Genomic DNA, 18,644 nt, shown 5'->3' with positions numbered 1-18,644 from the left:
GAGTGCCATCCCGCTAACCAAGGTGTCGCGGGACGGGTCACGCATAACAACCGGAACTCACTGACAAGCCTCGCATTCCCCGCCGTTCATCATGGCATCGATGGAGCAGGCCATTTTTTCTTCGGCGGTGAATTCGCGTTTGGTGGATTGGGTGGCCATAATGCCGCGTTGCTCTTTGCGGACGTCGATGGTGGATTTCTCGATGTTGGACGCTTGCAGGGTGCGCAGGTAGTAGGTGGTTTTGAGGCCTTTGTCCCAGGCACGGCGATACATGTGAGACAGGGTCTTCATGTCCGGGGTGGCGAGGAAGAGGTTCACCGACTGGCTTTGGTCGATCCATTTCTGGCGGCGGGCGGCGGCGTCGACGATATATTCGTGGCTGATGCCGAAGACGGTCTTGTGCTTCTGCTTGATCGCTTCCGGGATGTCGTCGATGGCGTCGAGCTCACCGTCGAAATACTTGAGCTGATCGAGCATTTCCTGATTCCAGAGACCGGCTTTTTTGAGGTCGTTGACGAGGTTGCCGTTGAGAACGATGAAGTCGCCGGAGAGGTTGGACTTCACGTAGAGGTTCTTGTAGTTCGGCTCGATGCAGGGGGTGGTGCCCATGATGTTCGAAATGGTGGCGGTCGGCGCGATGGCGAGCACGTTGGAATTGCGCATGCCGTGCTTGGCGATTTTTTCGCGAACGACGGACCAGTCCATTTTTCCGCCGCGCGGGACATCGATCTTGCGGCCGCGCTCGGTGGCGAGGAGATCGACCGTGTCCTGCGGCAGCAATCCACGGTCCCACTTCGAGCCCTTGTAGGTCGAGTAGGTGCCGACTTCGGCTGCGAGATCGCTGGAAGCACTATAGGCATAGTAGGCGATCGCTTCCATGAACTCGTCGTTGAACTCAACCGCGGCGTCCGAAGCGAAGGCGAGACCGCGCTTGTAGAGCGCGTTCTGCAGGCCCATCACGCCGAGGCCGATCGGGCGGTGGCGTGAGTTCGCAGTTTTCGCGGCAGGCGTCGGGTAGAAGTTGATGTCGATCACGTTATCGAGCGCGCGGATGGCGACGGTGATCGTTTCCTTCAGCATCTCGTGATCGAGCGCGCCATCGGGGGTGATGTGCGTGTCGAGCACGACCGAGCCGAGGTTGCAGACGGCGGTTTCCTGATCGGACGTGTTGAGCGTGATCTCGGTGCAGAGGTTCGACGAGTGGATGACGCCGACGTGGTCCTGCGGGCTGCGGACGTTGCATGGGTCCTTGAAGGTGATCCATGGGTGGCCGGTTTCGAAGACCATCTTGAGCATCGATTTCCACAGCTCGAGCGCGGGCATCTGGCGCGACCAGATTTTGCCTTCGGCGGCCAGCGCTTCGTATTCGCAGTAGCGTTGCTCGAATGCCTGACCGTAGAGATCGTGCAAGTCCGGCACTTCATTGGAGCGGAACAAGGTCCAGGTCCCCCGCTCTTCCATGCGCTTCATGAACAAGTCCGGCACCCAGTTGGCGGTGTTCATGTCGTGGCAGCGGCGGCGTTCGTCGCCGGTGTTTTTGCGCAGCTCAAGGAAGTCCTCGATGTCGTTGTGCCAGGACTCCAGGTAGGCGCAGCCGGAGCCGCGACGCTTGCCGCCCTGATTCACCGCGACGAGCTGGTCGTTGTGGAGTTTGAGGAATGGGATGATGCCTTGGGACTCGCCGTTGGTGCCTTGAATGTAGCCACCGGTGCCGCGGACGGCGGTCCAGGAACCACCGAGGCCGCCGGCCCATTTCGAGAGGAATGCGTTTTCGGCGATGCCGCGATACATGATCGATTCGATCGAGTCGTCGACTTTGTAGAGGTAGCAGGACGAGAGCTGGCTGTGGAGCGTGCCCGAGTTGAAAAGCGTCGGCGTGGAGGAGCAGAAACGGCGGCCTTTGTAGAGGTTGTAAAGCCGGATGACCCAGCCTTCCGCGTCCTTTTCCTCTTTCTTGAACAAGCCCATGGCGACGCGCATCCAGAAGAATTGCGGGGTCTCGATGCGGCGCGGCTTGGCACCGGTTTTATCGACGATGAGGTAGCGGTCATACATCGTCTGAATGCCGAGGTAGTCAAAATCGAGGTCGGCGGTCGGGTCGAAGGCCTCGGCCAGCTTGTCCAGATTGTAGGCCTCGAGCAGGTCCGGGTGCAGGCGCTTGATGGCGACGCCGTGCTTGAGGTAGCTCTTGAACGCGGCCTGGTGGGCGGCGCGGAGTTGCTCGATGCCGTCCTTGGAAATGCTCCAGTCGAGGACTTCCTCGTAGATGTAGGAAAGCAGGATACGGCCGGCGAACTTCGCGAAATCCGCGTCCTTTTCGATCAGTGCCTTGGCGTTGAGGATGATCGTGTTTTTCAGATCGCGCTCGGAAATTTCGGACCCGACCGAGCGGCGGAGTTCGCGTTCGATTTCCGATTCCGGCATGGCGATGTCGAGGCCGATCATGGCGTAGGCGATGCGTTTGCGCAGCTCGCTGCCGTCCCAGAACGAGGATTTTCCGTCCTCGGTGGTGACGGTGATCATGAACTCCTGGTTCACGTCCTCCGCATTTTCCTCCTCTTCCTTGCGCAGGCGGGCGCGCTCATCGCGGTAGCGCACATAGTGGGTCGCGGCCTTGTAGTGGCCCTGGCGCATCAGCTCCTCCTGCACCATGTCCTGCACGTCCTCGATGTGGACAAACGACGAATCGCCGCGGCGGATGCGATCGGTCACGCCCTTGGCGACCTCGACGGCTGGCTCCGGATTTTCCTTGATGGTGAGGAACGCCTTGCGCACCGCGATCTCGATTTTCGTCTCCGACCAAGGGACGACATTGCCATTGCGGCGGATCAAGCGGACCGGCAGCGCGTGCGGGCCGACGTGGACATCGACCGCGCCGGTTTTTTGCATCGAGCGGCGGAATGCCAGCGACTTCGCGACATCGTGCGCTTCGTTTTCGACCAGAGCTTTTTCGATCAACAGGTAAAGATCGGCCTCGGAAAGGCGCAGGCGGCCATCGGCTTTAAGCGAGTTCGTGAGGAACGAAGCGACCGAGTGCGCGACATCGGAAACGAACTTGCGGTTCACATCCGAGAAGATCGATTTTTCATCTTCCGAGCGGGAGATCAGCAGGTCGGCCAGCGAGTCGCCGATTGCATCGGCCACGTCGGCGAGAGAGAACTGCGTGTCGGTATTGCCGCGGGTGATGGTGATGTCCGGGACGGCAACGGTTTTGTCTTTGGCAAGCACATCGCGCCACGCGAAGCCGCGGTCTGTGAGCGCGAAGCGATCGGTGACGACTTGTTTCAGGGCGAGGTCTTCGTTTAGATTGAGGGAGCGATACATGGTCGGGCGTGAGTGTAAGGGAAGGAAAGTGCCAAGTGATCAGTTAGCAGTGATCAGTGGGTGGAGGCTAAGGTTCGGAGGAGGAAGGGGTGATTGATGCCTGTCCTCCTTTTTGAGGAAGGCGGCGATGGAGGGAGTTGATGAGACCTTGCAGCATGCGGGAAAGCTCGCGTGTTTCTTTGATCATCGCACGGTTCTCCGCGAGCGGCGGAGCGTTGAGCCTTTGTCGAATGCGCTCGGAAATGTAGAGCTGGGTACGGAGTTCGCCACAGGAGCCTTTGCTGTAGCGGAGGAATTTGATAAAATCCGCCGTGCTGTCGCGCTCAGCGCCTTCAGCGATGTTCGAAGGGATCGAGAGGGATGAGCGCTCCATTTGATTCCGCAATGCAAAGTCCTTGGACTCTGCCAGAGCAACATGCAGATCCACGGCAAGATTGCAGCCGCGTTTCCAGACCTCTAGGTCCTCGAATGTTTGGATGTCGCTCATGGTTCTTGAATCTACTCTTCCACTGATCACTGATGACTGATCACTTGGCACTCCACCACCCCATGGTGGTTAAAGCTCGTCGTCGTCGACGGTGCCTAGGGCGGAGGCTTTTTGGTATTCGGTGACTCGGCCTTCGAAGAAGTTGGTTTCTTTTTTGATGTCCATCAGCTCGGCCAGCCATGGGAATGGGTTGCCGGTCGATGCGTTGAGCGGATTGAGACCGCAGGAAACGAGGCGACGATCGGCGATGTAGTCGATGTAGGTTTCGAAGTCGTCCGAGTTGAGGCCGATCGCGGAAACCGGCAGGCAGTCGCGGATGAATTGTTTTTCGAGGCGGATGCCCTCGGCCATCGTCTGGCGCAGGTCTTCGCGGAATTCCTCGGTCCAGACGTCCGGGTTTTCATCGATCAGATCCATCAGCAGGTTGCGGAACACCTCGATGTGGTTCGATTCGTCGCGCATGGTGTAGCGGAACATGGTGCCGATGCCGGGGAATTTGTTCTGCCGGTAAAGGCTGAGGATCATGCCGAACAAGCCGTAGAACTGGGTGCCTTCCATGACCTGGCCGAACATGAAGATGTTCTTGGCGAGCGCCTGCTTGTTTTCGGTGACGGTGAGGTCGATGTCGCGGCGCAGCGAGCGGCTGTTCGAGACGACGAAGTGGTTCTTTTCCTTAATCGTCGGGATGTCCTCGAACATCGCCTCGCACTCGTGCGGGTTGAGGCCGAGTGAGGAAAGCATGTAGACCAGGCTGTCAGCGTGGATGTTTTCCTCGTGCGCGTGGCGGCCGAGAACCAGCTTCAGCTCCGGCGCGGTGACGACCTCGCGGACGACGTGAAGGATGTTGTCACCGACGATGCCCTCGGCAGCGGAAAAGTAACCGATGCCCATTTTGATGATCCACCGCTCGACATCGGTGATTTCGTTGGAGCGCCACTGCTCGACATCCTTCTGCATCGTGATGTCTTCCGGCTCCCAGTGGTTGTTCTTCATCGTCTTGTAGAGATCGTAGGCCCACTGGTATTTGAGGGGCAGAATGTTGAAGAACATCGTGTCCTTGCCGTTGATCACGCGCTTGGCAGCGAAGGCGGCTTCGGCTTTTTCGCGATCGAGGACGAAGGTTTTGGATCCCAGGGTGACGGTGGTGGTGGCAGACATGGTGGAGAGTGATTTCGGGGCCGGCGAGCGGCTCGCTCGTGGCGGCGCAGCGTCGGGGATAGTGGCAGATTATGCCCACCGGGGTCAAACCGAATCTCCTTATGTGGTATCCACAAATTATTCACAATACCATATGTTGTATGCATAGCCGAATTGCAGATTGCCCGATGGTCCGATTTTTCCAGCAGTTCCGGCGATTTGCCAATCGGCTTTCGGGCTTATCTTGGGGCTCTAAAATATTTCACGGAGCGCTGATTTTTCTCTGAAGCCTAAAAATTTAAAAAATTCACTTCGAAAGGGTGAAAGGCCAACCACTGCGCAACGTAAGTGATCGCAAATCTTTCATTCAGAGATATAAAAATTTTACATCGCATCATCCAATTCGTCTGGAATTGTGACTTGGCGGATGAAATCGCCGGGTTACGATCTGTCCATGAACAGGCGATTGAAGATCGAACTAAGCTCCCTTCCTGATGAGGGGAAGGCGTATTCCGGCGAGCTGCCGCAGGAGATTTTCGACCTCCCTGAAGGTGATGCGAAGCCATTGGGCCCACTCGAATACGACCTGTGGGTGCAGCGATTCGGATCTGAGCTCCTGCTGACCGGAACCTTGTCCGCGCCGTTCCAATTCACCTGCGTGGTGACTTTGAAGGAATTCAAGAAAACCATTCATTTAGAAGACGCTGCGGTGTCGTTGGAGATCGAAAGCGCGGGTGAGGTGGATGCTACGGATGCCTTGCGTGAAGAGATCCTGATCAACTTCCCGGCAGACCCGCGTTGTGACGAGGGAGATGAGCCCGAACCCTGCGAAATCGATTCTCGATATTTATCAGTAGACAAAACGCCCGAAGATGGGCTACGGACTCCGCCCCGCTCCGAGGGAAGCGACCGATGGTCGGCCCTCGATTCTCTCAAGGACCTCAAGGACCAACCCTAAACTACATACGACCATGGCCGTACCAAAGCGCCGCCAATCCAAAAGCCGTCAAAAAATGCGCCGTGGCGCAAACCGCTGGCGTGCACCGATCTTCAAGAGCTGCCCTGAATGCGGAACCCGCATTCCTTCCCACATCGCTTGCCCATCCTGCGGCAACTATCGCGATCGCCAAGTGCTGGATGTCGAAGCTCTCTAAGAGCTTTCCATCGAAGATCCATCTTTGAAATGACCGCGCCGGGCTCTCCTTGCGCGGTGATTTTCGTATCGTTTTTTCCGTAGATCGCCGAATCACACATGAAAGTCGCCCTGGATGCCATGGGAGGAGACCGCGCGCCTGCGGTCAATATCGGAGGAGCCATCGCCGCGCTCCGTTTGTATCCCAAGCTGGAGCACCTCTTTCTTGTGGGCGACGAGGACATTCTGAAGGAGGAATGCGCCAAGCAGGGACTGAATCTCAATGACAAGCGCGTGAGCATCGTCCACGCCCCGGAAGTGATCGGCATGTCCGAGCCGGGCGCGAAAACGGTGCGTCGCAAGAAGCAGTCCTCCATCAGCATCGCGATGGACATGGTGAAGGACGGTCGGGCGGACGCCTTCGTCTCCGCAGGCAACACCGGAGCCGCCGTGGCCGCGGCGACCCTGAAGCTGCGCACGCTCAAAGGAATCGATCGCGCGGGCATCGCCTCCGCCATTCCGAACGAACACGGGCTTTGCAACATTCTCGATGCAGGCGCGAATCCAGAGGCCAAACCGGAACATCTGGTTGCCTACGCCATCATGGGCACCGCCTTCGCCCGCCACGTTCTGGGCGTCAAGAACCCACGGGTGGGCCTGATGTCGAACGGTGAGGAAGACGAAAAAGGCACGACTTTCACCAAGGAAACATTCAAGCGCCTGCGCGCCACTCCGGGCATCAATTTCATCGGCAATGTCGAAGGCCACGACCTGTTCGACTCTGAATTGGACGTCGTGCTCTGCGACGGTTTTGTCGGCAACATCGTCCTCAAAAGCGTCGAAGCCACCGCCAAGGCCGTTTCGAAATGGCTGAAGGCCGAGCTCAAGGGCAATCCCCTGCGCCTTTGCGGTGCCGCTCTGGCCAGCGGCGCCTTCAAAGCACTGAAGGAAAAGAGCAGTTACGAAACTTACGGCGGCAGTCCGCTGCTCGGTGTGAATGGCGTGGTCATCATCGCCCACGGTTCATCCTCCGCGCTTGCGATTCAAAACGCCATCCGCGTGGCAGTAGAAACCGTCGAACACGGCGTCAATCCACGGATCGAAGAGGCGCTTGCCGCTCTCCACGAATCCCCTGCTGCCGAAGTCATCGAGGCTTGATCTGATTGATCTGAAAAAACGGGTTACGGCGCGATGGCTCATCGCGCCGAGATTTCCACTGACTTCTGCAACGGCAGAGGCATCTGCGCTATCAACCTGACGGTGAGGATCCAACCCAGCATTTCGGGTATTTCGGGACGAGCGCATTCAAATTGAACTTGTTCCCCCGCTCCTGCAATTCCACGCTCCGGCCACATGAGTGAATCCGCTTCCTCCATTGAAGTCTGCATCGCCGGAACCGGCAGCTATGTCCCTGAGAAAATCCTGACCAATGAGGAGTTGGCGACGCTTGTGGATACCAGCGATGAGTGGATCGTCACCCGCACCGGCATCAAGGAGCGCCGGATTGCCGCAGAGGGCGAATACACGTCCCACATGGCCGCAAAAGCCGCCGAACGCGCGCTGGAACAAGCTGGCATTGCCGCCGAGGACATCGAGCTGATCATCGTTGCCACCATCACTCCCGACACCTTCACCCCGGCCACCGCTTGCTACGTTCAGCAAATGCTGGGAGCCAAACGCGCCGTCGCTTTCGATATTTCCGCCGCCTGCTCGGGATTCCTTTATGCCATGAAGTTGTCCAAACGGATGATTTCGGACGGTGCCTTCAAGAATGCGCTGATCATTGGCGCTGAAAAACTTTCCGCCTTTGTGAACTGGGAGGATCGCGGCACCTGCGTGCTCTTTGGTGACGGTGCTGGAGCTGCCGTGCTTCGCCGCGCCGAACCAGGCGAAGGCTCGATTCTGGCGACCGAAATGGGCACCGACGGCAACCTGACCCACCTTCTCAACATCCCCGGCGGTGGCTCGGCCTGCCCGATCACACCGGAAAATGCCGGCAAACACCTCGCCAGCCTGGCCATGCTCGGCAAGGAAGTCTTCAAGCACGCGGTCATCCGCATGAAGGAAGCCGCTGAAAAAGTCATCGAGCGCTCCGGCCTGCAGCCCGAGCAAATCGCCTGCGTCATCCCCCATCAGGCCAACCTGCGGATCATCGATGCCATCGCCGACCGCCTCGCGGTGCCAAACGAACGGGTTTTCGTCAATTTGCACAAATACGGCAACACCTCAGCCGCCGCGGTGGCCATTGCACTGGACGAGGCAAACCGATCCGGCGCGTTCAAGCGTGGCGATCATATCGTGCTCGTGGTTTTTGGTGCAGGCCTGACCTGGGCCGCTGCTGCCGTGCGCTGGTAATCCAGCCGTTTGATATGCTGCCGGGGGAATTTGTTCCGGTTCCGGCAGACATTGTGCTTCCTGGCCGAAGCTCCTTTCCCAAGCCCATCTAACACCGACCTATGTCTTACCGCAGCGCCCCGACCGATACCACTCGAATGCCATCCGGCATCCCATACATCATCGGCAACGAAGCAGCTGAAAGGTTCTCGTTCTATGGCATGAAGACGATCCTCACCGTCTTCATGATCCAATACCTGCACCTGATGGACTCCGCGCCGGTGCAGGCGCTGCACGAGACCAAAGCGATCGAGTATTACCACCAATTTTCCAGCTGGGTTTACTTCACTCCGCTGCTGGGCGCGATCCTGGCCGATGTTTTTTTTGGCAAATACAACACGATCCTCTGGCTCTCGATCGTCTACTGCCTGGGTCATGCCGCGTTGGCGTGCATGGGCTCCGTCGGTGGCTCGTTTGCCTGGATGGTGGCCGGTCTCGGTCTGATCTGCTTCGGTTCCGGCGGCATCAAACCCTGCGTTTCCGCCCACGTCGGTGACCAATTCGGCAAGAGTAACCAGCATCTCCTCACCCGGGTCTACAACTGGTTCTACTTTTCCATCAACTTCGGCTCCTTCTTTTCCACCCTCCTCACCCCGTGGCTGTTGGAATACTACGGTCCACACTGGGCATTCGGCGTTCCCGGTGTGCTGATGGCGATCGCGACCCTGATGTTCTGGATGGGCCGCAACCGATTCATCCACGTGCCTCCAGCTGGAGCTGCTTTCTTTAAAGAAATCCTCGATGGCGGCGGACTCAAGGCGATCGCCAAAATCCTGCCGCTGTTCGTTTTTAACGCGGTATTTTGGGCCTTGTTCGACCAAACCGGCTCTTCATGGGTGCTGCAGGCTCAAAAGATGAACCTCACCGTGGGTGGCATCACGCTGCTGGAATCCCAGATTCAGGCGGTCAATCCCATCTTGATTCTCGCGTTCATCCCTCTGTTCACCTTCCTGGTTTACCCCGCCGCCAGCAAAGTCATCACGCTAACACCGCTGCGCAAAATCAGCGTGGGTTTCTTCCTGCTCGCCGCGTCCTTCGGAGCTTCCACGATGATCCAAAGTTGGATCGACAATGGCCAGCGACCATCGATTCTTTGGCAGCTGCTGCCATATTTCCTGCTCACCGCCTCGGAAATTCTGGTCTCCATTGTGTCGCTTGAGTTCTGCTACACGCAGGCTCCAAAGGCGATGAAATCCTGGATCATGGCGTTTTCCTGGGCAACCAATTCACCGCCCAAGTGAACCACTACATCAATATTCCTGAGCCGGCGGAATCGCAATTGCCCGAGGCAACCGTCAAACTCCCAGCCAATTGGCAGGATTCACCGAGCAACGTCGTCCTCCCCGGTTACGACGGCAAAACCGGCACCGATGACGATCTCGTCGCCCACACCACCAAGGGCGAAATCAAATCGCTGGAAATTCCCGGCCATGAGGTGTTTGTCGATGCTGCCAAACGGATCGAAACCGCAGCCGCTGCCGCCGAAGGCAAATTCCCAAGTCCTGAGGAAGGTCAGAAGATCGTCGGCAATGCCACCGACAAATTCGGCAACCCGATCCGTTACAGCCTGGTCGATTCCTCAAAAGTCCGCCTGATGAGTGACGGTCCGGATCGCAAGGCGGGAACCGAGTGGGACATCGGCATGACGGTCGAAAAAATCAGTGCCGAAACCATCAACCCGGACTCATGGCTCGCCAAGCGCAAGGCTGAGCTCAAGGTCGTGGACCCACCCGCCGAAAACGGATTCCGCTACACCGAGTTCAGCGGCGGTCAGAGCAAACTCGAGGGTGCCAGCTACTTCCGTTTCTTTGCCCTTCTGGCTCTGGCTACTGCGGTACTGTTCATCCCTTACGCCATCGCCTACCGCTACAAGACTTACATGAACGACTGATCCGATTCAGCCGTCTCCCACAAAAAAGGCGCATCCTCCAAATGAGGGTGCGCCTTTTTGATTTTGAAAAGTTAGGCGTCTCAGCCATTCAATTTCGCCAATGCCTTTGGCAGGAACACTCCGTCTTTGCGGATGAGCTTGCCGTCGAACCAAACTTCGCCACCGCCGTAGTCCTTGCGCTGGATGTTCACCATGTCCCAGTGAACTTGCGAGCGGTTGCCGTTGTCCGCATCCTCGTAGGCCTGGCCGGGCGTGAAGTGGAACGAGCCGGCGATTTTCTCGTCGAACAAAATGTCGCGCATCGGCTCTTTGATCTTCGGATGGAAACCGAGGGCGAACTCGCCGATGTAGCGGGCCCCTTCGTCGCTGTCCAAAATCTTGTTGAGCGCCTTGGTTTTGGCACCGGCTTCGCCTTTGACGATCTTGCCTTTTTCGAATTCCAGACGGATGCCATCGAACGCGATGCCTTGATAGATCGTCGGTGCATTGTAGGTGATGTAGCCCTCGACCGAATCGCGGACCGGTGCAGTGAAGACTTCGCCGTCCGGAATGTTGTAGTTGCCGCCGCAAACAATGGCTGGGATGTCCTTGATGGAAAATCGCAGATCCGTTCCCGGTCCGATGAGCTCCACCCGGTCGGTCTTATCCATCAATTTCTTCAGCGCATTCATCGCTGGAACCAGCGCCTTGTAATCTAACAGGCAGACATCGAAGTAGAAATCCTCGAACGCCTCGGTGCTCATCGACGCTTGCTGCGCCATGGATGGGCTTGGCCAGCGCAGCACGCACCACTTGGTCTTGCGCACGCGATGATCCATCACCGGCCGCATGTGCTTCATGACCAGCTGCATTTTCGCCGCAGGTACATCAGAGGTTTCCGAAATGTTCTGGCCACCACGCACGGCGATGTAGGCGTCCATTTCCTTCATTTCCGCGAGCAGCAATTTCGCCGCGATCTCATATTGATCATCGGCCGCTCCTTGCATCATTTCACGGGTCAGGCGGGATTGGTGAATCCGCACGAATGGAAACGCCCCCTTCGCCCGCGCTTCGCGCACCAAAGCGATGCCGATGGAATCCGGGACATCGTATAAATCGATCAACACCTTTTCGCCTTTTTTCAGCGCGGTGGAGTATCGGACCAATTGGCGGGCGAGAGCGTCGATTCTGGAGTCGTGCATGCCGATGCAACTAACCTCCCGACCTGCATTTTCCAAGCTCCAAGTCGCCTGAACAAAAAACTTGGCACCGCTCCATCAGCCTCTAAACCAGCTCCATGCTTCTTGGCGTTCTCGGTTCTGGTTCAGGCTCAAATCTTCAGGCAATTCTCGATGCGATCGACGCAGGAACTCTCGACGCCAAGGTGGTGATCGTCCTTTCCGATCATCCCGATGCCTACATCCTGGAACGTGCCCGGCTGCGCGGCATTCCAGCGCATGTGATCGATTGCCATGGCTTCCGCAACAAGTTTCCCGATGAGGCGCAAGCTGCTGTCGCAAGCCAGCTCAAGGGAGCGGGCGTGGAACTCGTCTGCCTCGCCGGTTTCATGCGGCTGGTCAAAGCCCCGCTGCTCCATGCGTTTCCGAACCGGATTCTCAACATCCACCCTTCCCTGCTACCCGCGTTCCCAGGCATCGCCGCGTGGAAGCAGGCGCTGGAAGCCGGAGCTACCGAAACCGGTTGCACGGTTCATCAGGTCGATGCGGGCATGGACACCGGCCCGGTGGTGATGCAGGAAAAACTCGCCATTCTTCCCGACGACACAGCGGAATCCCTACATGCGCGGATTCAGGAAATCGAACACCGGCTCTACCCGGCGGCGATTGCCAAAATCGCGACCGCCAATTGATCCGGGTCGATTCGCTCAACCGCCGATCGAGTCGAGAAACAGTCCCAGCTCATTGAGGTAGACGGTTCCGACTTCGTCGCGAAAATCCTGTTCATCTTCCTCCACCCATTCCCAAACGTTGCTGAGGAAGAGCCGGATCCTCGGCGGCAGTTCGCCGTCGATCTCATCATGCGAAGCGCCGACAAAAACCCCCAGCTCATCGCCTTTTAAATCGTCATCGTCCTGATCCGCGGCCGGTTTGGTTTCGTATGAAACCGCACATTTGCCGGCGGCCTCTTTTACCTCTTTCGGTAAAATCTTCACCACCGCGCGGGTCTCCTCCTCCGCCCAAGCTTTCAACGACTCAAAGTTCATCATCGGACTTCTAGCCGCCAGCGGCAGTCCGGCAATCGCGAAATTCACCAACTCAACGGCAATTCACCCCTGGCGCGAGAAACCTTCCTTACATGCTCCAACTATCGGGTCCGATGTAAGGAAGGATGCGAAATCTCAGCCTAGCGCCGCCGTCTGCGCAAGGTCGCGAGAGCAAGGCCGCTCAGAGCAAGAATGCCGGAAGTCGGCTCAGGGACGACGTAATTGATTTCAACCACTCCGAGGTAGTAAAACCCGGTCGTGTTGTCATTCCCAGTGCCTGCACCTACATCCAACGTGATTTCACCATTCTCATCCGCGACGACGTCATAAATCGTGACGGAATTGGTGACGTTGTTAGAGGTATTCAGTTCAACATACTCCGCATCGCCCTCTCCGGTGAGCGTGTAGCGGGTGATGCGGTTGTCGGCCACGCCGACGCGTGAGGCGTAAAAGGTGAAACTGTACTGCACACCGGCGGTGAGATTGGAAAACGTCACGGTGGAGCTGGCAATGATCGGTTGCCCGTTGTATGCCTGATAGGCGTTGCCATAGAACGAATCGCCGGTCGCAGTCGATGGATAGCCCGCTGAGGAATCGGTTGTGCCGGTGTAGTTGGAGGCATTGAAGCGGGAGGTCACTTCCACGTAGATGCCGGTAAACTGGCCGTTGCTGTCGATGGCATCGAGGATGGAGCCACTGACTTCATCGGTGATGGAGTTCCAGTTTCCACTGGTGTCGCTGCCACCGAAATCGATGTAAACGACTGCGGCGTTTAAGGAACCGGTAGCGAAGACTGCCGCAATGGCAGGGATCAATAGTTTGGGGATCATGTAGGTTTCCTGGAATTGGGTTACGATTTCCGACCGGCAAAATGGATGCCGGTCTAATGTGGGTGTCGAACCGAGGAATCGTACCACACCAAAAAACGAAAAATATCGCCTCAGGCCATCATCAGGTAGCAAACGGCAATGATGACCACCGCGCTGATGGCTTTCAGCACCATTCCTTCGAAAAGCATTCTGCGGATGGAAAACTCACCAACGGCAAACACCACCGCATTGGGCGGCGTTGCCACGGGAAGCAGAAACGAGCAACTCGTTGCCATGGCAGCCGGAACCATCAACAGCATGGGCGGAATCTGCGCGGCGAGAGCGGTAGCTGCTAGCAGCGGAAGTAAAATGGTGGAAGTGGCCGTGTTGCTGCCAATTTCGGTGAGAAGGCTAACCGCGATGACGACGACAACCACCATGGGCAAGGTCGAAAGCCCGCCAAGTAGATTGAGGTTTTCTGCAATCGCCTGGCTGAGACCGGTGGCGGCGATGGCATTTCCGATGGCGATACCGCTGCCTAACAGGATGAGAACGTTCCAGGGAATTTTCGCGGCGTGCTCCCACTCCAGCAGATTTTTTCCATCCCGGTTGCCGTTGGGAATGAGGAAAAGCGCGATCACCGCCAACAGGCCGACGGTGCTGTCTTTCAGGGTCGGCACCCCGAGTAGCGAACTCCAGCCGCCGTAGGGATCCGAGCGGGTCATCCAGAGCACTGCGGTCAACCCGAGGACCAAGGAAACGCGGACTTCCGCTTTCCTCCAAGGACCGAGCGGCGCGATGCGAAACGGAGCGGCTGGTAAAATTCCGCGTGTGAGCCACAGCCAGGCCAGAGGAACCAGAATGAGCGAAACAGGCAGCCCGAATTTGACCCAATCGACGAATCCAACCGGATGCGCAAGCTGCCCCGCTGCGACGAGCAAATCTGCCTGGGCAATGAGCACGGCATTCGGTGGAGTGCCAATGGGCGAAGCAATCCCGCCAATGGCCGCGGCATAAGCAATCCCAAGCAAAAGCGGCGTCGCAAGCTGGCGATCCCGCCGTTGATCGATAATCGCGATCACAATCGGCAGCAAAATGAGCACCGTCACCGTGTTCGATGTCCACATGCTGAGACCCGCGGAAGCAATCATGCAAGCGAGCACCAAGGGCCGCCCTCCCGAGCCACCGATCATTCTAACAAGCCCCAGTGCCAGCCTCCGGTGGGCGCCGCTCTGCTCCATCGCGCGCGAAAGCATAAAGCCTGAAAGGAAAAGTATAACCAAGTGATTGGCATAAGAATCCGCAATCTCGACTTCGTCCAAAACTCCGAACAGCGGAAAAAGCGCGAGTGGAATGAGCGAAGTAGCGGCGATGGGTACCGGTTCGAAAATCCACCACACCACGCACCAGATGAGCACCGCGCCAGCCCAACACGCAGGTGCCGCTTTTCCAGCGATCGCCGGAGCATCCGCCAGCAGAAAATGGAGCAGGAACCAGCTGATCGTCGCCAACAGCGGGCCGAGGATGAACCCAAGCTTGCGGCTATTCAGCTGCACTCTGGCACCCAGATTTTGGAATGATCTCCGCTCTTGTTCGAGTGCCAGTCTTTGCAGGAGACGATCTCGAAAATCATCGCCGGAATTCTTTTCCAAAGTCACACCGAGCAGGCTATCGATCACCAACTGCTCAGCTGCTTCTGATCGCTGGTCCTGGTTTTGAGCAAGCCAGTCGAGTAACGATGCCCGATCCTCCTCGCTGGATTTGCCGCCGAGGACACGGGCCAGCAATTCATCCGCATCCTGCTTTTTCATCGGGTGGGACCGAGCTGCTGGCGGATGCAGGTTGCGAGAATTTTCCGGATGCGCAGAAGCTGCATCACAATGGCCGAATAGCCGCGCGAAGTCCCATCTGCAATCTCACGAACGGTTTTGCCGACATGGTATCGCTCGTCTAACAAGCTGCGCGCGGACCTGCCGAGTTTGCTCAAGCAGTTATCCAAGGCCGCGAGCATCACCGCCTCCTCCGGCTCGGGTTCAACCGAACTTTCGAATTGGTAGCTGAGGTCGATCTGGCTGGTGAAAAGCGATTGCAGCTCTTCCCCACCGCCAACGGGTTCATCGCGACGCTGGCGCAACCAGTTGCGCAAGTGATTGGAGGCGATTCCACGGGTCCAGGCACCGAACCGGGCTTCACCGCGGAAGGTTCCCAGTCGCTTGTAAGCGGTTAGAAAAACTTCCTGCGCCAGATCATCAGCCGCCGCCCAATCGAAGACTCGCATGCGGAAGTACGCGCGGATGCTGGCTTGGTTCGACTTCACGAGTTCGTCGAAAGCAGCGATGTCCCCCAGCTTAGAGGCATTGATCAAGGTCTTCTCGGTCGATTCGTCCATCATGTGGCGGCACATGTTGCAAGTTCACCAAGCCCGGAAATTTCCAATGCGGCAATGTTTTTCCGTGGCGGAGAAAAAACAGTCGGGGAGGAAAAAAGAGTGGTACTCCGCCATTTCGGCACACCCTTTCTAAGCCAATCTTCCGAAACCCATTGAATGAACCTACCCATGCCTAGAATTCACATTTCCGGTTTTCTTTCCGCTGCCACGCTTTTTGCCCTCAGCATTTCGACTCATGCCGAGCAAAAGATTTTATTTATAGGTAATAGTTTCACCTATGGCGAGGGAGGCACTACCAGTGTGCCTGAAATTTTCGACCGACTCGCGATCGCCGGAGGCCATGAAGATCCGACCACGGAAATGCGGGCCGTTGGCGGGCAGAGCTTTGAATTTCATGAAAATGATGCCACCAGCCAGGCTGCGATTGCATCGCGCCAATGGGACTACGTGATCCTGCAAAACTACTCAACGCAACCCACTCACATTGGCAGCGTCGAGGATCACATGACTTATGGAACGCTTTTATATGATCGCGTTATCGCGAATCATTCGGCGACTCAGGTGATCCTTTACGAAACCTGGGCGCGCAGCGCGAAACATTCATTGATCACGGGTAGCTCGACCGCCAGCACGTTCGCGACCACCTCAGAGATGCAATCGGAGCTGCGCACCAACTATCAAGCTCTCGCCCTTGCCTTAACCACCGATCATCCTGAGAACGCACCAGTCCTCATCTCCCCGGTCGGCGATGCATGGGAAAACGCGGGCGGTTTGCTCGCCGAATCGGATACGGATTTCGCGGACTTGCACGGCAGTGACGAATACCACGGAAATGACAATGGATACTTCCTCAGCGCGGCGGTTTTCTATGCAACCATCTACGGCGAAAGCCCGGAAGGACTGCACACGGAGGAGGCGATCAGTTCCTTGGGATTGAATCTAACGGAAGATCCGGCATTTCTCGAACGCATGGCCTGGCAAACCGTGACCGGAACGGTGGAATTATCATTTGTCAGCCAGCCTACTTCCCAAACGGTTAGCGAAAACCAATCGGTAACTTTTAACGCGCTGATTCGCGGATCGGAGCCGGAATCCATCCAGTGGTTCAAGAACGATAAAGCGATCGATGGTGCGAATGAATTAAGCTATACCATCCAAGCTGCAGATTCAGATTTGAATGGAGCTGTTTTTAAAGTGGAAATCACCAATGCAGTTTCGACCCTGACCAGCGACCCGGTGGTTTTGACCGTAACATCGGATGAAGTGCCCCCCACGCCGCTGGAAGCCAGCTTAACGGATTCCACGACGATCCAGCTGGGCTTCAGTGAAGCGCTTGCTTCCGAACAAGCGGCGATCGCGGCGAATTACACCGTCGCCTACCATGGCGAAGTCGTGAAAGTCATTTCCGCCACGCTTTCGTCCGACGGAAAATCGGTCACGCTGGTGCTGGAAAGCTCCGTGGAAGATGGATTTGTGGTTGGCGTGAATCCAGTGGTCACCGACATCGCTGGCAATGCCTTTTCCGCCGGATCTCTCTTCATCACCCACGCCCAGTCCGCTTCGGGCAGCAGTTGGTATTGTGATTTTGGAGCGACCGTTACCAGCTCCACCACCGATCCCGACCGGACCTGGAACAATGTCACTTCTGCTGTCGCCGCCACAGATTCCGGAGTGCTTGGCCCACTATTGGACGAGGCAGGAAATGCAGGAAACCTTCAATTGGAAATGATACGACGGTTCAACGATGCGAACCCGAACGGCACTCTAACAGCGACTGATTTCCCAACGACAGCAAGCCAGGATTCGTTTTACGGAAACACCGAGTTCTTCAACGAACGCGCGAATATTTTCCCAGCCTTCAAAATCACCGGACTGGATCCAGCGATGACCTATTCGCTCACGTTTTACGCTTCACGAACTGATGTTTCCGATAATCGTGAGACACTTTATACGGTTACCGGAGCTAGCGTAAACTCAACCTCGTTGAATCCATCTAACAACATCAACACAGTTGCTGTCCTGACGGATCTGACACCCACGGCAGAAGGAGTTCTAACCATTGAAGTATCTCCGGGTTCCTCGAACAACAATGCTTATCACTTCACTTATCTCGGCGCCCTGATCATCAGCGCTTCATCAACAGAAGAGCCTCAACTCTACAAACCCGTGGTCGTGCAAGGAAACATTGTGGTCGATTGGTCCGGCACCGGTGTCTTGGAATCCAACGTCGATCTTGGCGAGGACTGGACCGAAATATCACCATCACCGCAGCCGCCTTACACCGAACTGATAACGGAGCCATCTCGCTTTTTCAGGCTATCTTTTACAAAGCCTTGAAGTGATATGAAGTTAGACAATCAAGCAAGATTCAGACACCAAAACCTTGGTTCAAGACTTTCATTTCTTCGTTCAATTGATTGATGAACGATTTCAGTGCAATGTAAGTCAGCCAGCTAACAACAAGAATCGCGATGGAAAGCCCGATTTTCCAGGCTTTGTTCAATCGCGGATGGAGAATGATCGATGGAAGTGCAACTGGTGGAAAGAGGAGAAAAAGAAAGACGATGAAACCAGTGCGGTAGAAAAACGGCACCGGTGCAGGGCTTGGGGCGGCATAATCATGCGGGATGGATGGAGGCACAACCGTGACGGGTCGCTTCGATTCATCGAGAAACTCGGAGCAATGTTTGCACTTAATCGCATCATCCTGAATTTCTTCGGCACAAAAGGGACACTTCTTCATAACATCATGGAAAACCCGCCAGAGGTTGAACGATTTGGTCCAAAATGTCCAAACATACGGCAAAATCGCAGAAATCTCCTCACATAAGTGCCTGCGGGAGCAACCTTCAAACATCCATGTTTATCCCTATTCATG

At 56.6% G+C, this 18,644-nt stretch carries 17 protein-coding genes; 8 read left to right on the top strand and 9 right to left on the bottom strand.

Annotated elements, in window-relative coordinates; all coding sequences use genetic code 11:
- Nucleotides 1-57: 57 nt before the first annotated feature.
- The 3 genes from JIN85_RS01050 to JIN85_RS01040 form a co-directional block, all read right to left on the bottom strand.
- A complete protein-coding gene (locus JIN85_RS01050; RefSeq protein WP_200266703.1) occupies nt 58-3,324 on the bottom strand; it encodes a ribonucleoside-diphosphate reductase subunit alpha in 3,267 nt (1,088 codons plus the stop codon).
- A 67-nt stretch (nt 3,325-3,391) separates the two neighbouring features.
- Nucleotides 3,392-3,811, bottom strand: coding sequence for a four helix bundle protein (locus JIN85_RS01045; protein ID WP_200266701.1), 420 nt, complete (start codon nt 3,809-3,811; stop codon nt 3,392-3,394).
- A 69-nt stretch (nt 3,812-3,880) separates the two neighbouring features.
- Nucleotides 3,881-4,969 (bottom strand): ribonucleotide-diphosphate reductase subunit beta, encoded by a 1,089-nt coding sequence (locus JIN85_RS01040; RefSeq protein WP_200266699.1) that lies wholly within the window; start codon nt 4,967-4,969, stop codon nt 3,881-3,883.
- Between the two features lie 433 nt (nt 4,970-5,402).
- On the opposite strand from JIN85_RS01040, the gene JIN85_RS01035 reads away from it, so the two are divergent.
- The 6 genes from JIN85_RS01035 to JIN85_RS01010 all read left to right on the top strand — a co-directional run bounded on the left by JIN85_RS01035 (nt 5,403) and on the right by JIN85_RS01010 (nt 10,365).
- Nucleotides 5,403-5,906: a YceD family protein gene (locus JIN85_RS01035; protein WP_200266697.1), complete on the top strand. Its 504-nt coding sequence runs from the start codon at nt 5,403-5,405 to the stop codon at nt 5,904-5,906.
- A gap of 13 nt (nt 5,907-5,919) precedes the next feature.
- Complete coding sequence (rpmF, locus tag JIN85_RS01030) at nt 5,920-6,102, top strand: 50S ribosomal protein L32 (RefSeq protein ID WP_200266695.1); 183 nt, start codon at nt 5,920-5,922, stop codon at nt 6,100-6,102.
- Nucleotides 6,103-6,200: 98 nt separating this feature from the next.
- Nucleotides 6,201-7,238: a phosphate acyltransferase PlsX gene (gene plsX / locus JIN85_RS01025; protein ID WP_200266693.1), complete on the top strand. Its 1,038-nt coding sequence runs from the start codon at nt 6,201-6,203 to the stop codon at nt 7,236-7,238.
- Nucleotides 7,239-7,433: 195 nt separating this feature from the next.
- Nucleotides 7,434-8,435 carry a beta-ketoacyl-ACP synthase III gene (locus JIN85_RS01020; protein WP_234047154.1) on the top strand — a complete coding sequence of 334 codons (1,002 nt, stop codon included), beginning with the start codon at nt 7,434-7,436 and terminating at the stop codon, nt 8,433-8,435.
- A 101-nt stretch (nt 8,436-8,536) separates the two neighbouring features.
- Nucleotides 8,537-9,715: a POT family MFS transporter gene (locus JIN85_RS01015; RefSeq protein ID WP_200266691.1), complete on the top strand. Its 1,179-nt coding sequence runs from the start codon at nt 8,537-8,539 to the stop codon at nt 9,713-9,715.
- Nucleotides 9,712-10,365 carry a hypothetical protein gene (locus tag JIN85_RS01010; protein WP_200266689.1) on the top strand — a complete coding sequence of 218 codons (654 nt, stop codon included), beginning with the start codon at nt 9,712-9,714 and terminating at the stop codon, nt 10,363-10,365. Before JIN85_RS01015 ends, JIN85_RS01010 begins: the two co-directional genes overlap by 4 nt.
- An 80-nt stretch (nt 10,366-10,445) precedes the next feature.
- On the opposite strand, the gene JIN85_RS01005 is transcribed toward JIN85_RS01010, so the two are convergent.
- The gene (locus tag JIN85_RS01005; RefSeq protein ID WP_200266687.1) at nt 10,446-11,546 is read right to left on the bottom strand and encodes an aminopeptidase; all 1,101 of its coding nucleotides are present in this window, start codon (nt 11,544-11,546) and stop codon (nt 10,446-10,448) included.
- 95 nt (nt 11,547-11,641) lie between these two features.
- On the opposite strand from JIN85_RS01005, the gene purN reads away from it, so the two are divergent.
- Nucleotides 11,642-12,214 carry a phosphoribosylglycinamide formyltransferase gene (purN, locus tag JIN85_RS01000; RefSeq protein ID WP_200266685.1) on the top strand — a complete coding sequence of 191 codons (573 nt, stop codon included), beginning with the start codon at nt 11,642-11,644 and terminating at the stop codon, nt 12,212-12,214.
- A gap of 15 nt (nt 12,215-12,229) precedes the next feature.
- Here purN and JIN85_RS00995 read toward each other — a convergent pair whose 3' ends face one another.
- The 4 genes from JIN85_RS00995 to JIN85_RS00980 form a co-directional block, all read right to left on the bottom strand.
- Nucleotides 12,230-12,616, bottom strand: a complete 387-nt coding sequence (locus tag JIN85_RS00995; protein WP_200266683.1) for a metallopeptidase family protein — start codon at nt 12,614-12,616, stop codon at nt 12,230-12,232.
- 92 nt (nt 12,617-12,708) lie between these two features.
- Complete coding sequence (locus JIN85_RS00990; RefSeq protein ID WP_200266681.1) at nt 12,709-13,398, bottom strand: PEP-CTERM sorting domain-containing protein; 690 nt, start codon at nt 13,396-13,398, stop codon at nt 12,709-12,711.
- 110 nt (nt 13,399-13,508) lie between these two features.
- Complete coding sequence (locus JIN85_RS00985; RefSeq protein WP_200266679.1) at nt 13,509-15,188, bottom strand: DASS family sodium-coupled anion symporter; 1,680 nt, start codon at nt 15,186-15,188, stop codon at nt 13,509-13,511.
- Nucleotides 15,185-15,781 carry a sigma-70 family RNA polymerase sigma factor gene (locus tag JIN85_RS00980; RefSeq protein ID WP_200266677.1) on the bottom strand — a complete coding sequence of 199 codons (597 nt, stop codon included), beginning with the start codon at nt 15,779-15,781 and terminating at the stop codon, nt 15,185-15,187. Before JIN85_RS00980 ends, JIN85_RS00985 begins: the two co-directional genes overlap by 4 nt.
- Nucleotides 15,782-15,934: 153 nt before the next feature.
- Between JIN85_RS00980 and JIN85_RS00975 the strand changes: the two genes are divergently transcribed.
- Entirely contained in the window at nt 15,935-18,103 is a 2,169-nt protein-coding gene (locus JIN85_RS00975) for a DUF4886 domain-containing protein (RefSeq protein ID WP_200266675.1), read from the top strand.
- A gap of 31 nt (nt 18,104-18,134) precedes the next feature.
- On the opposite strand, the gene JIN85_RS00970 is transcribed toward JIN85_RS00975, so the two are convergent.
- Complete coding sequence (locus JIN85_RS00970; protein WP_200266791.1) at nt 18,135-18,509, bottom strand: zinc ribbon domain-containing protein; 375 nt, start codon at nt 18,507-18,509, stop codon at nt 18,135-18,137.
- Between the last annotated feature and the right edge of the window lie 135 nt (nt 18,510-18,644).

Origin of the sequence: Luteolibacter pohnpeiensis (assembly GCF_016595435.1) — a bacterium.
GTDB classification, from domain to species: Bacteria; Verrucomicrobiota; Verrucomicrobiia; order Verrucomicrobiales; family Akkermansiaceae; genus Luteolibacter; species Luteolibacter pohnpeiensis.
This window is presented reverse-complemented; position numbering and strand designations above follow the sequence as displayed.

Excerpts from the sequence above, each read along its gene's own strand:
- JIN85_RS01050 (WP_200266703.1), bottom strand. The coding sequence starts at position 3,324 with ATGTATCGCTCCCTCAATCTAAACGAAGACCTCGCCCTGAAACAAGTC.
- JIN85_RS01045 (WP_200266701.1), bottom strand. The coding sequence starts at position 3,811 with ATGAGCGACATCCAAACATTCGAGGACCTAGAGGTCTGGAAACGCGGC.
- JIN85_RS01040 (WP_200266699.1), bottom strand. The coding sequence starts at position 4,969 with ATGTCTGCCACCACCACCGTCACCCTGGGATCCAAAACCTTCGTCCTC.
- JIN85_RS01035 (WP_200266697.1), top strand. The coding sequence starts at position 5,403 with ATGAACAGGCGATTGAAGATCGAACTAAGCTCCCTTCCTGATGAGGGG.
- rpmF (WP_200266695.1), top strand. The coding sequence starts at position 5,920 with ATGGCCGTACCAAAGCGCCGCCAATCCAAAAGCCGTCAAAAAATGCGC.
- plsX (WP_200266693.1), top strand. The coding sequence starts at position 6,201 with ATGAAAGTCGCCCTGGATGCCATGGGAGGAGACCGCGCGCCTGCGGTC.
- JIN85_RS01020 (WP_234047154.1), top strand. The coding sequence starts at position 7,434 with ATGAGTGAATCCGCTTCCTCCATTGAAGTCTGCATCGCCGGAACCGGC.
- JIN85_RS01015 (WP_200266691.1), top strand. The coding sequence starts at position 8,537 with ATGTCTTACCGCAGCGCCCCGACCGATACCACTCGAATGCCATCCGGC.
- JIN85_RS01005 (WP_200266687.1), bottom strand. The coding sequence starts at position 11,546 with ATGCACGACTCCAGAATCGACGCTCTCGCCCGCCAATTGGTCCGATAC.
- purN (WP_200266685.1), top strand. The coding sequence starts at position 11,642 with ATGCTTCTTGGCGTTCTCGGTTCTGGTTCAGGCTCAAATCTTCAGGCA.
- JIN85_RS00990 (WP_200266681.1), bottom strand. The coding sequence starts at position 13,398 with ATGATCCCCAAACTATTGATCCCTGCCATTGCGGCAGTCTTCGCTACC.
- JIN85_RS00985 (WP_200266679.1), bottom strand. The coding sequence starts at position 15,188 with ATGAAAAAGCAGGATGCGGATGAATTGCTGGCCCGTGTCCTCGGCGGC.
- JIN85_RS00980 (WP_200266677.1), bottom strand. The coding sequence starts at position 15,781 with ATGTGCCGCCACATGATGGACGAATCGACCGAGAAGACCTTGATCAAT.
- JIN85_RS00975 (WP_200266675.1), top strand. The coding sequence starts at position 15,935 with ATGCCTAGAATTCACATTTCCGGTTTTCTTTCCGCTGCCACGCTTTTT.
- JIN85_RS00970 (WP_200266791.1), bottom strand. The coding sequence starts at position 18,509 with ATGAAGAAGTGTCCCTTTTGTGCCGAAGAAATTCAGGATGATGCGATT.